The sequence below is a fragment of the uncultured Granulicatella sp. genome (assembly GCF_963516875.1).
In the GTDB taxonomy this organism is placed as follows: Bacteria; Bacillota; Bacilli; order Lactobacillales; family Aerococcaceae; genus Granulicatella.
In genome coordinates this window covers 19633-30933 of record NZ_CAUQCL010000021.1, presented here as the reverse complement: position 1 = coordinate 30933, position 11301 = coordinate 19633, and the positions used below count along the sequence as shown (strand labels likewise).

The window sequence follows — 11301 nt, the reverse complement described above, 5'->3', positions numbered from 1 at the left end:
AAACCATTACGGTCAACAATACTAGTTGTATCAGCAGTAAAACTATGGGAGCATTTACGGCAGAAAAAGCGTTGTTTTCTTAATTTAAGAAAGGCAGGTAATCCAGAAACTTGATTAAGAGTAATGCGAGAAGTACGAGTACCATTTTTTACAATAGAATTATCGTGATTTACACAGCCACAGTTAGGATAAGTATCAGGACAATACGTATAAGTAGCGTAGAAAAACAGGCTTTTTTTCTTTTTAAAATACACTTCCTCCACATTATTTTCCCATTTTATATTTTTATCTTTGATTTGTAGCACGACTTCTTGTATAGTAGTCATAGGGTTTTCATCTCCTCTTAAATAGTTTAGACGCTTTTAATATAAGGGATGAAGCCCTTTTTGTATACACTAAAATAGGGTTGGTGGATTTTCTCCATCAACCCTATAAATTATAGAACCATTTAAATGACTTCCTAAGTTATAGTAGCAGGTGGACGCCAGCAATCAAAAACAGCTCTTTCCTAATGAGGAGAGAGCTGTTTTTGTTGTTGTGAAAGATATTGTGTCTTTAATTGTTCTAGTGAATGAGTAACGCAATGATAGCGATAGAGGCGAATCGATGGTTGAGTTGCTTCTTCTTCAATCGTAAAGAGAAAATAATGATCCTGATGGTCCAATGCATTTTTCCCATTTAGTTTAAAATAAGGACGATTTGATTTTGCCATGGATAATAATACATCATCGATTAAAAAAGTCAGAGGAATCGTTAGAGAAGAATAGCGATAAAAGTCTTCTTCAAAACGACGATACTCTTCACTAAAATAATCCATTTGCAGTTCATTACGATAATAATCTTGTTGATTCATTCTGTTCCTCCTCTACTTGTTGAATAGAGACAATAGTTTCAATAAAAATTCTTTGATAGCCATTACTGAGTTTTAATAAACATTCCGTAGCAGTGAGGTTTTCTAATGTGCCTGTATAGTGCGATAGTTGCTTGTTTTCAAGAATAGAAATATAAGCTTTTAAAGAATATAACTGTAATTGCCCTAATAATAAATATTTTTCTTCTAAACTGAGTTGTGAATGAGTAGGAATAGGGATTGCATCATCTTCTAATGCACTTGTATGTTCAGAAAGAAAAAATCCCATCCACTTTGCCATTTTTCGATCTTGATATAAGCGAGCAGAACGAAAGGGTAAATAAGAACGATCAATCATTTTAATCCCTCCAAACCTCCAGCAGAATGTCCTCCAATGAGTTTGCTACGAGCAATATTTCTTGAACTTTCTAATAGGGAAGTTCCTTTTTGAATGGATAAAAATCCAAATTCATCTCGAATGCCATCAATGGCTTGTTGTAATTTTTCTTCTTTTTCCATGAGGATGGGATCATCGAATAATGAAATAATGGAATATTTATCATCTACTAAGTCACTATAGCGTACTCCAATTTGGCGGACAGCACCGCTATGATATTTTTTGCGAAATAATTGTAAGACAGCCTTTGTTAAGATGGCTGTTTGATTACTTGGTTCAATGGCTTCTTGGCAATGAAGGGAAGCCTTCATTTCATATTTTGAAAAGCCAATATAAATAGAAATCAGTTTTGTTTTTTTGTGTCGTCTTCTTAACCGAATGGCTACTTGTTCCGCCATTTCTGATAAGACAACTTCTACATCTTCTTGATGAATATAATCTCGTGGTAAAATCTGTGAATTACCAATTCCTTTTGATTGTACTTTATAAGGTTGATGGATATTACTTTCATCTACGCCATTGGCATGAAACCAAAGTTGAACTCCTATGATGCCAAATTCTTTTTGTAAATCATCCGGATTACTCTCAGCTAATTCACGAATACTATGAATGCCTAGTTTATGTAATCTTTTTTCTGTTCTGCTGCCAATTCCCCAGAAATCAGTTAAGGAAGGAATAGCCCATACCTTTGTTTCAACATCCTCATAGGACCAATTTGCCCGCATTGTTTTTGTTTTTTTAGCTTCATTATCGAGAGCTAGTTTAGCAAGAAGGGGATTTGCATTGCTCATTCCAACAGTTGAAATAATTCCTGTTTTTCTCCATATTTCTTGTTGGATTTTGGAAGAAAGAACATCTAATTTTTCCTTTTTAGTGAATTGATGATGCGAGATAAAATAATTCAAGGAAGAAGTTAAATCAATAAAAGCTTCATCAATGGAATAAGGAAGAATATCTGTCGGCGCAGCAAATTTTTGAAAAATCTTTTGGATTTCCATATTTTTTTCAATGTAGCGATCCATTCTCGGGGGGACAATTAATGTTTTTTGCGCCCAATTTTCTACATAACGTATAACATTTTGATTGATGGGTAAACCTTGTCTTTTTGCAGCAGCTAGATTGAATTTTCTTGTTTGAATATGAAAAGGTAAATCATAAGAGCGACTGACATTTGCTTTTCCAAAAATCTTCTTAAAAATAGGGGAAGAAGCAAGAATCAGTCCATTAGCATTATCTGCACGACTCATGACACAAAGGCAAGTTGTTAATGGATTCAATCCACGGTCTACACACTCCACACTAGCATAGAATGATTTCATATCAATAAAGGCAATATCACTATGTGGTTCTCTTGCATAATCAATAACGGTCATTTTGAACCTCTAGGAAGCAGATACCGGCATAAAGTGATTCACGACGAGTCCAACTACTTGTGGATTTTCTTCATAAGGAATGAATTGCTCTGGGTAATTCGGATTTAAAGAAACCATTCTAAAGCCTTGTTCGTCTCGATATAATTTCTTAATATAAACGGCCTCGTTCCATGTTAGGGCATAGACTGCTCCATCATAATCAAATCCATTAGCTTGAATAAGAGCGACTTCACCATTTTGATAAGCGGGACTCATCGAATCTCCTTGAATCCATGCAGCAATATCATACCCTCGTTGCTCTGTTGGAGAGTAGACAATTTCTGTTTCATATTCATCAAAAATACCTTTTCCTAATCCGGCAGAAAGTTTTACTTCTGCTAATACGGTAATCGGATAGAGCGTTTTTTGACTTTGTTGCTGATGAAGCAATTGCTCTACATAGTGCTCTGCCTTTTTTTGATTGTTTGAATGTAGTTGTAAATAGTTCGTCACAATAGTATATTCCGATTCAAAATAACTGGCTTTTACATTGAAAATGTCTGCTAGTGCGATTAAATTTTTTTGATTTGGAATTGTTTTTCCATTTTCCCAATGATGGTAAGCTACTCGACTAATTTCTAGTTGTTTTGCGATAAAAGATTGAGAATACCCGTGTTGAGTACGGATTTCTTTTAGACGATTTGCTGAAAACATGATACACCTCCGTTGTTAATTTATAACTTAACAATAGTTTATCATATGAAATGTAGGATGGCAATATCCACCTATATTAATAGCGAATAAAATTGAAAAATGATAAGATACAAGAGAAGAACAGGGAGGAATTATATGAGAAATAAAGTTCGTTTTAAAGAAAAATTATTTCTAGGTACAACATTGTCATTTGAGTTTGACGGAAGTACGATTGGAAAAGAAGCTACTCCTAATCAATGGGTAAATGGAAAATGTTCGATTGAAAATGCTTTTGTATCTTTAAAAGTTAATGGAGAATTTCTCCGTGTAAGAGAAGTGGATCAATGGATTGAATCTTTAAGAAAAATGAAAGAAAATGAAGAAACAGAGCCTTGGCATTTATCATTTGAAGAAGAGGATATTGCTTTATATTTTTCTCCTAAAGAATATGAATCAGATGTTTGCTTATTAGGAATTCGATTGCGTCCTTTTATCAAAGGTGGAAGATATTTAACAGAATATTATGAGATTAGTTTATTTGACGAAGAAATTTTTAAATTGCTTGCTTTCTTAGAATCTTGTCGTGAATATAGTGTTCCTCCAGTGGAAGAAGTTGAGCCGAGTCATCAAGATGGAGAATATAAATATTGTAGAGTAAGTTTTGAAGGTAGTCGAAAACAATATGTGTATTTATGCCATAAAAATCTAGAAGTACAAGTGGGTGATTATGTAACAGTTCCTGTGGGAGAATATTTTCAAGAAGTAGAAGCTTTCGTCGAAAAAGTCTTTTACGGTGATGAAGAGGCAGCAGATTTTCCAATAGAAGAATTGAAATATATTACCAATGTTGTTTCTTCTACTCAAGAAGCTGTGAACGAGTATCAGTTATCCATTCCAAAAGAGCAGATTATTTATAACTCTAGAGAAAATGAATTAAGAGAGAAAACGATTTTTGGTAGAAAAAATAAAACGGTAAATCCAGTGCATATTTTAAAAACAACGATTGGTGAGTTTTGGTTAGAAGCAGATGGCGAAGTCATTCCAATGCACTATGAATTTACTCAATTAAGAGTATGGAAAGAAAATTTAGTCAATGGGGCATATCGTTTAAGACCTACTCAGTTAGAGGAATTAGAAGGAAAAATGGTTGTATTAAAAACTTCGATGGACTTCGAGGAAATGCGCTATATTAAATCTTATGAGGGAATTGATTTACTAGGAGCACAGTGGCAATGGAATCAGTTAGCAGTCGGAATGTGGGCTGAAAAGGTAGATCCAGAACATTATGAAATTGAAGTAGACTCAAACGGTGTTGTATATTATCCACCAACAGCTAAGAAGGCTTCATTTGGTGTAGCGTGGACAACATATGTGGATGATGAAGATGCTACAATTTGGATGAATATAGAGTAAATAGGTGAAGAGATGACAGAAAAATTATTTATAGATAGAGAGATTAGATGTTTGCATTGTAGACGACATTTTAGTGTACGGGAATATCAAAAAGTTGAATTACCAAGGCAACAAGAATTGATTCCTTATATTTTAGACGGATCTATTTTTGAATTTGAATGTCCTTATTGTCGTGAAGAACATACTGTGCTAATAGATCAAGATGAGTTTATCATTGATAATCATGTTAAGAAATATCGTATTTATTATAGTGACAATGAATATGATAATGGTGTTAAACTCATGCAAGTGTCACATGGATTAGGAATTACATCAGAACAGGAAAAAGATTTTGTTCTTGAAGTTCGTGCATTAGATGAAGAGGGATACCGTATTCGTTTTGAACCGAACTATGGTTCAGCAGTGGAAAAGATGATCATTTTTGAAGCAGGTTTAAATGATGTAGCAGTCGAATTGCTGAAATCATATATGGAGCTTGAGTATGATTTTGATAAAGAATTTGATCGTTTAGTATTTATAGATGATCAAGACAAAGCTTTTGTTGGTGTACAAGATAGTCGTCCTGTATTTGCGGTAGAATTTGATGAAGAGCAATATGAGGATATTTTAGAAGATTTTTCTGAAGAGTGTGAATGTATACAGTATGAAGTTGATACTTATGAAATTAAAAAAATTATGAAAAAGCGTCTTGAAGAACTGGGAGAGGGCGAAAACTAGGCTTTGCTGGGGTTGCTGTGGACGCCAGTAGCCCCTTGTCGGGTCTCTTGGCTAAAATTTGAGCCTAGGGTCTCAAATTTTCCAGTACTATCATCCAGAGTGGCTGATAGTACTCGAGCAACAGCGCAAAGCCTGTTTTCTTTAAAGCGAACAAATATAAGGTTGCGAATACAATGTGGATAGGCTTTGCTGAAGATGAAAAAGGACGGCAAGGAAATCGTAATATCGATTTCCTTGCCGTCCTTGTTACTTTAGAAAAGTTTATTTTATTTAATGTTATGTTATTAAATTAATCTAATTCTGTTTCTTGGTATTCTGGATATCCGTGGGCTACACGACTTGCTGCTGCTGCTGCGATAGCACCTACGATATCATCTAAGAAAGTGTGGCAGTAGCCACTTGATTTATCATTTAATAATTCTAAAATTCCTGGTTTTACTTTATCAATATAACCATAGTTTGTAAATCCGATAGAACCATAAACATTTACGATTGATAAAGCAAGAATTTCGTCTACACCATATAAACCTTCATCTTTTGTAAGAATATCATTTAATGGTTGTGATAATTGATTTTTTTCAGCTAATTTATCTAACTCAATTCCTGTAATAATGGCATTTTGGACTTCACGTTTTTTTAGAACAAATTCAACATTATTGTAGCAGTGTTCAAGCGTTAAATTAGGAAAATATGGTTCTTGTAAGAAATGAACTAATTTTGCAATTTCTTCTAATTCAACTCCACGTTCATGGAGAAGTGATAATGCATATTCATGTAATTCTTTTGTATTTTTCATAAAAACTCTCCTTCCACGTTTCCAGAATTTAAAAGTGGAAACGAATACATCATTATAACATATATTCCTAGAAAAGAGAAGAACTATGAACTGTTTGAATTCTTTTCTCAGGATGAATGTATGCCATTGCTTGGTTGACAGCAATCGGCGCTTCCCCAAATCCTGTTGCGATAATTTGAACTTTTCCTTCGTAAGTAGCGATGTCTCCAACGGCAAATACACCTGGAAGGTTTGTTTCCATTTTGCTATTTGTGATAATCGCATTTCGTTGAAGTTCTAATCCCCAATCTTTAATAGATCCGATAGAAGAGGAAATACCGTAGCTGACAATAAAGTCGTCCACTTCTAACTCAATTTCTTCTTCTCCACGAGCTTGTTTGAAAGTAACAGATTGAAGTGTATTTCCATCTCCGTTTAAGCGTTCAGGAATGAACGGTGTGAAGATTTCAATAGAAGATTGTTGTAGTAATTCAACACTATGCTCTTGTGCTCTAAATTGTGGGCGACGGTGAATGATGCTAACTTTTTTCGCAATTTTTTCTAATGTTAATGCCCAGTCAACTGCTGAATCTCCGCCACCACAAATGGCAATGTTTTTATCTCTAAATTGTTCTAAATTAGTCACGAAGTAGTGCAGTTGATGATTTTCATAATTTTCTGCACCTTCTAATTCTAATTTACGAGGACGGAAAGCTCCGTTCCCACATGCAATAATAATCGTTCTTGCAAAGTGTTTTTGTTTAGAAGTTGTAATTTCATAGTAGTCTTCGTGCTTTTCAATTTGAAGAGCTTCTTCTTCTAAGCAAATTTGTGTAGATTCAAATCGATCTAATTGCTTGATTAAGTTTTCTACTAAATCTCCAGCTAAAATTTCAGGATAAGCAGGGATATCGTAAACCATTTTTTCAGGATATAACATTCCAGGTTGTCCTCCAAGTTGAGGAAGGCTTTCGATAATTTTTACGCTTGCTTGACGAAGTCCTGCATAAAAAGCAGTAAATAATCCAACGGGTCCGCCACCAATAATGGCAATATCTACGATTTCTGTTGTTATCATTTCATTCTCCATTCTTAGAAATATAAGAAGCGTAGTAGAAGAGCAATCACAATTCCTGTCATTGCACCACCAAATACTTCTACTGGTTTATGTCCAAGATATTTCTTAATAATTAATTTTTTATTTTCTTCTGTATTAAATAATTGAATCGGTTCATCATCATCAATTTCAATTTCGGATAATTTTGTAGATTCATCTCTTAATTGTTCTTCAAATAATTGTGATAATAAAATTCCTTGTTCACCACTTTGACGTCTAACCGCCATCGCATCAAACATGACAATCACACCAAATGTTGTGGCAATTGCTACAAGCGGAGAAGCAAATCCATATTCCAATCCAAGAGCTGTAATGAGTGAAGTAACAGCTGCAGAGTGAGAACTTGGCATTCCACCCGTACTTGTCATAAGGGATAAATGTGCTCCTTTTTTTCGAGTGAAAAAGGCAATTGGGAATTTAACAAATTGTGCAAATAATATTGATGATAATGCTGCTATTAAAGGATAATTTTCAAAAATAGTCATATATATACACTCTTTCCTAATTAGTCTTTTATACTATACCATATTCTTAAACGTTATACCAAATAAGGAAAGGAAAAACAGTAAATAAAAGGGGAAAGTTTTTGACGAGCGTGGTATACTAGGCACAGTAGAATTCGAAAGAAGGTATATTCATGACAGAAGTAAATCAAGTCCCAATTCACTGTGAAACATGTCAAAAGTCTTTTGACTATACGATTTATCAAAATGTGAATGTGACTGAAACTCCAGAGTTAAAAGAAAAATTAATCAATCAAACAGTATTTCAATGTACTTGTCCACATTGTGAGCAAAAATACTTTATTCCATATATTTTGAATTACCAAGATATGGATAAGAAAATTTTGATTCATTTCTATCCAAAGGAAGAAGAAATGCAAAAGGAATTGCAACAAGTCTTAATCGATGATCAAACAACAAATCAAGATTTCTTAGATAGCGGATATGCGGTTCGATATGTGGGAAGTTGTGATGAATTTTTTGAAAAGTTATGCATTGCTGAAGAAGGGTATGATGACCGCATCATTGAAATTGTAAAATATTATTGCGTAGATCGAATGTTGCAAAAAAATATCGTATTTGATCGTATTCTTTTTAGTAACCAACAAGAAGCAGGAGTAGGAATTTATATTGTAAATGGAAAGCAAATTTCTCATTTTATTCCAGTTTCAGAAGAACTGCTAAAAATTGCAGAAAAGCAATTAGAAAAAGCAAAGCCAGAGAAAGATTTATTAGTGGATCGCTATTGGGCACAAATTGTTACTTCTGTTGGAGAAGAGTAGGTTGAAACTTCGTCCATAAATTGATAAAAAAGGCATTTTATGGTTTAATTGAAGCAGTATAAAACTTAGAAAAGAAGGGAAGAATAAGGGGAAAATGGTTATATTTCCACAATTAAGAAGACAATTAAAAGGAAACCCTGTTGTAATTTTACATACAAATATGGGGGATATTACGTTAGAATTATTTAAAAAGCGTGCACCGAAGACGGTTAAAAACTTTGTGACACATGCGAAAAATGGCTATTACGACGGAGTGATTTTTCATCGTGTGATTGAAGATTTTATGATTCAAGGTGGAGACCCAACTGGTACTGGTATGGGTGGAGAATCGATTTGGGGTCCAAAATTTGAAGATGAATTTTCAAAAGAATTATTTAATCTTTACGGAGCTCTTTCAATGGCAAATGCTGGACCAAATACAAATGGTTCACAATTTTTTATCGTTACAGCAAAACATGTTCCAGCTCAAATGTTAACACAATTAAAAGAGATGGGATGGCCAGAAAAAATTATTGAAGCTTATGCAAAAGATGGTGGAACACCATGGTTAGATCATCGTCATACGGTTTTTGGTCGTGTTGTTGAAGGAATGGATGTCGTATTAAAAATTGAATCTGTGAAACGTAATGGTCAAGATCGTCCATTAGAAGATGTTGTGATTGAATCAACGACAGTAGTGAAAAGGTAGGGTTTGAACATGACACAGACGTATCGCATTGGAGATGTGATTACTGCTAAAGTGACAGGAGTTCAGCCTTATGGAATTTTTCTAGCATTGGATGAAGAAACACAAGGATTAATTCATATTTCTGAATGTAAGCATGGATATATGGATAATGTGCATCACTTTGTAAAAATTGGAGAAGAAGTAACTGCAAAAGTCATTGATGTAGATGAATTTACCGATAAAATTAGTTTATCAATTCGTGCATTAGAAAAATTAGATGTACCTTCTACACCAACGAGAATTAAGCGAAATAAGAAACGCTTTACTCCTCCAATTGGATTTTCATCTTTAGCGCATCAATTGCCGTATTGGATTGAAGAGGCGCAAGAAAAATTTGTAAAGCCGAAAGAAAATAAAGCATAGTAGTACTCATTTGATAGAAAAATTGATATAATAGAAGAAGAAATTTTTAGGAGGTTCATCATGGGACATATTTCATTTGATTATTCCAAAGCATTAGGTTTCTTTAATCAAGAAGAAATCAATCAATTACAATCAACTGTAACAGCAGTTGACAAAGATTTAAGAGAGGGATTAGGAGCAGGTGCAGATTTTACTGGTTGGATTAACTTACCTCGTGACTATGATAAAGAAGAATTTGCTCGTATCAAAGAAGCAGCTAAAAAAATTCAAGAAGATTCTGAAGTATTAGTTGTTATTGGTATCGGTGGTTCATATTTAGGAGCTCGTGCAGCAATTGATTTCTTAAATCATGCATTCTACAACTATTTACCAGCAGAACAACGTAAAACACCTCAAGTGTTATTTGCAGGAAACAGCATCAGCTCAACTTACTTACATGGTTTAATTGAGTTAATTGGAGACCGTGATTTTTCAGTAAACGTAATTTCTAAATCAGGTACAACTACAGAACCAGCGATTGCGTTCCGTGTATTTAAAGATTTATTAATTAAAAAATATGGTAAAGAAGAAGCAGTTAAACGTATTTATGCAACAACTGACCGTGCTCGTGGAGCATTAAAATCAGAAGCAGATGTTGAAGGTTATCAAACATTTGTTATTCCAGATGATGTAGGTGGACGTTTCACTGTATTAACAGCTGTAGGTTTATTACCAATTGCTGTAACTGGTGCAGATGTAGATGCATTAATGCAAGGGGCTGAAGATGCTCGTGTGGCTTATAGCTCACCAAACTTAAAAGAAAATGAAGCTTATCAATATGCGGTAGCTAGAAATGTATTATACCGTAAAGGTAAAGTGACTGAATTATTAATTAACTACGAGCCAACTTTACAATACTTCTCAGAATGGTGGAAACAATTATTCGGTGAATCTGAAGGGAAAGATTTGAAAGGTATTTATCCTTCAAGTGCGAACTTCTCAACTGATTTACACTCATTAGGTCAATATATCCAAGAAGGTCAACGTAATATCTTCGAAACGGTTATTAAAGTGGGTACTCCTAATGAAACTGTAACAATTCCTGAAACTGAGGAAGATTTAGATGGTTTAGGTTATTTACAAGGTAAAACAATGGATTTTGTAAATACAAAAGCTTTCCAAGGTACTTTATTAGCGCATACGGATGGTCAAGTTCCAAACTTTGTGGTAACAATTCCTGATATGTCAGCTTATACTTTAGGTCATTTAATTTACTTCTTCGAAATCGCTGTAGGTATTTCTGGTTACTTAAATGGTGTGAATCCATTTGATCAACCTGGTGTTGAAGCGTATAAGAAAAATATGTTTGCTTTATTAGGTAAACCAGGATTTGAAGACTTAGCAGAAGAGTTGAACAATCGTTTATAATATAAAGAATTTATTTTAATGGAATTTCCAAATTGTAGCAAAGGACGCAAGCAGCCTCGCGTAGCGAGTCTCATTGCTAAATTTTGAGCCTAAGGTCTCAAAATTTCCTGTGATTGGAACGGCTATGCCGTTTCAATCACTGCTGCTACGGGGAAATTCCTTTTTGTTTGCCATCATACGATGGGGAACGTAATGGAGATAGAAA

14 protein-coding genes are annotated in these 11301 nt (G+C 34.2%); 6 read left to right on the top strand and 8 right to left on the bottom strand.

Going from position 1 to position 11301, the window contains the following annotated elements; all coding sequences use genetic code 11:
* The 5 genes from RWM24_RS07545 to RWM24_RS07525 all read right to left on the bottom strand — a co-directional run.
* Positions 1-326 (bottom strand): transposase family protein (locus RWM24_RS07545; RefSeq protein ID WP_314113067.1); only part of this gene is annotated, 326 nt, incomplete at its 3' end.
* Positions 327-508: 182 nt separating this feature from the next.
* A complete protein-coding gene (locus tag RWM24_RS07540) occupies positions 509-853 on the bottom strand; it encodes a DUF5960 family protein (protein WP_314113064.1) in 345 nt (114 codons plus the stop codon).
* Positions 828-1208, bottom strand: a complete 381-nt coding sequence (locus RWM24_RS07535; RefSeq protein ID WP_314113062.1) for a hypothetical protein — start codon at positions 1206-1208, stop codon at positions 828-830. The genes RWM24_RS07540 and RWM24_RS07535 overlap by 26 nt, the downstream gene beginning before the upstream one ends.
* A complete protein-coding gene (locus RWM24_RS07530; protein ID WP_314113059.1) occupies positions 1205-2620 on the bottom strand; it encodes a Y-family DNA polymerase in 1416 nt (471 codons plus the stop codon). The genes RWM24_RS07535 and RWM24_RS07530 overlap by 4 nt, the downstream gene beginning before the upstream one ends.
* A gap of 9 nt (positions 2621-2629) precedes the next feature.
* The gene (locus tag RWM24_RS07525; RefSeq protein ID WP_314113056.1) at positions 2630-3313 is read right to left on the bottom strand and encodes an XRE family transcriptional regulator; all 684 of its coding nucleotides are present in this window, start codon (positions 3311-3313) and stop codon (positions 2630-2632) included.
* A 135-nt stretch (positions 3314-3448) separates the two neighbouring features.
* Here RWM24_RS07525 and RWM24_RS07520 point away from each other — a divergent pair, with 135 nt between their 5' ends.
* Both RWM24_RS07520 and RWM24_RS07515 read left to right on the top strand, forming a co-directional pair.
* Positions 3449-4705, top strand: coding sequence for a hypothetical protein (locus tag RWM24_RS07520; protein ID WP_314113053.1), 1257 nt, complete (start codon positions 3449-3451; stop codon positions 4703-4705).
* A gap of 12 nt (positions 4706-4717) precedes the next feature.
* Positions 4718-5422, top strand: coding sequence for a CpXC domain-containing protein (locus tag RWM24_RS07515; protein ID WP_314113050.1), 705 nt, complete (start codon positions 4718-4720; stop codon positions 5420-5422).
* Between the two features lie 289 nt (positions 5423-5711).
* On the opposite strand, the gene RWM24_RS07510 is transcribed toward RWM24_RS07515, so the two are convergent.
* The 3 genes from RWM24_RS07510 to RWM24_RS07500 form a co-directional block, all read right to left on the bottom strand.
* Positions 5712-6218, bottom strand: a complete 507-nt coding sequence (locus RWM24_RS07510; protein WP_314078387.1) for a phosphatidylglycerophosphatase A — start codon at positions 6216-6218, stop codon at positions 5712-5714.
* Between the two features lie 67 nt (positions 6219-6285).
* Positions 6286-7287, bottom strand: coding sequence for an NAD(P)/FAD-dependent oxidoreductase (locus RWM24_RS07505; protein ID WP_314113049.1), 1002 nt, complete (start codon positions 7285-7287; stop codon positions 6286-6288).
* A gap of 2 nt (positions 7288-7289) precedes the next feature.
* Complete coding sequence (locus tag RWM24_RS07500; RefSeq protein WP_006702333.1) at positions 7290-7799, bottom strand: divergent PAP2 family protein; 510 nt, start codon at positions 7797-7799, stop codon at positions 7290-7292.
* Positions 7800-7951: 152 nt separating this feature from the next.
* Between RWM24_RS07500 and RWM24_RS07495 the strand changes: the two genes are divergently transcribed.
* From RWM24_RS07495 to RWM24_RS07480, 4 genes are all read left to right on the top strand, one after another.
* Complete coding sequence (locus RWM24_RS07495) at positions 7952-8599, top strand: CpXC domain-containing protein (RefSeq protein ID WP_314113047.1); 648 nt, start codon at positions 7952-7954, stop codon at positions 8597-8599.
* Positions 8600-8693: 94 nt separating this feature from the next.
* The gene (locus RWM24_RS07490) at positions 8694-9287 is read left to right on the top strand and encodes a peptidylprolyl isomerase (RefSeq protein ID WP_314113044.1); all 594 of its coding nucleotides are present in this window, start codon (positions 8694-8696) and stop codon (positions 9285-9287) included.
* Positions 9288-9296: 9 nt separating this feature from the next.
* The gene (locus RWM24_RS07485) at positions 9297-9689 is read left to right on the top strand and encodes a CvfD/Ygs/GSP13 family RNA-binding post-transcriptional regulator (protein ID WP_314113042.1); all 393 of its coding nucleotides are present in this window, start codon (positions 9297-9299) and stop codon (positions 9687-9689) included.
* A gap of 60 nt (positions 9690-9749) precedes the next feature.
* A complete protein-coding gene (locus tag RWM24_RS07480; RefSeq protein ID WP_314113039.1) occupies positions 9750-11096 on the top strand; it encodes a glucose-6-phosphate isomerase in 1347 nt (448 codons plus the stop codon).
* The last annotated feature ends 205 nt before the right edge of the window (positions 11097-11301 follow it).

Bases quoted from the DNA above. Each gene is read 5' to 3' on its own strand.
- RWM24_RS07510 (WP_314078387.1), bottom strand. From the start codon at position 6,218: ATGAAAAATACAAAAGAATTACATGAATATGCATTATCACTTCTCCAT.
- RWM24_RS07505 (WP_314113049.1), bottom strand. From the start codon at position 7,287: ATGGAGAATGAAATGATAACAACAGAAATCGTAGATATTGCCATTATT.
- RWM24_RS07525 (WP_314113056.1), bottom strand. From the start codon at position 3,313: ATGTTTTCAGCAAATCGTCTAAAAGAAATCCGTACTCAACACGGGTAT.
- RWM24_RS07520 (WP_314113053.1), top strand. From the start codon at position 3,449: ATGAGAAATAAAGTTCGTTTTAAAGAAAAATTATTTCTAGGTACAACA.
- RWM24_RS07535 (WP_314113062.1), bottom strand. From the start codon at position 1,208: ATGATTGATCGTTCTTATTTACCCTTTCGTTCTGCTCGCTTATATCAA.
- RWM24_RS07530 (WP_314113059.1), bottom strand. From the start codon at position 2,620: ATGACCGTTATTGATTATGCAAGAGAACCACATAGTGATATTGCCTTT.
- RWM24_RS07480 (WP_314113039.1), top strand. From the start codon at position 9,750: ATGGGACATATTTCATTTGATTATTCCAAAGCATTAGGTTTCTTTAAT.
- RWM24_RS07540 (WP_314113064.1), bottom strand. From the start codon at position 853: ATGAATCAACAAGATTATTATCGTAATGAACTGCAAATGGATTATTTT.
- RWM24_RS07495 (WP_314113047.1), top strand. From the start codon at position 7,952: ATGACAGAAGTAAATCAAGTCCCAATTCACTGTGAAACATGTCAAAAG.
- RWM24_RS07500 (WP_006702333.1), bottom strand. From the start codon at position 7,799: ATGACTATTTTTGAAAATTATCCTTTAATAGCAGCATTATCATCAATA.
- RWM24_RS07515 (WP_314113050.1), top strand. From the start codon at position 4,718: ATGACAGAAAAATTATTTATAGATAGAGAGATTAGATGTTTGCATTGT.
- RWM24_RS07490 (WP_314113044.1), top strand. From the start codon at position 8,694: ATGGTTATATTTCCACAATTAAGAAGACAATTAAAAGGAAACCCTGTT.
- RWM24_RS07485 (WP_314113042.1), top strand. From the start codon at position 9,297: ATGACACAGACGTATCGCATTGGAGATGTGATTACTGCTAAAGTGACA.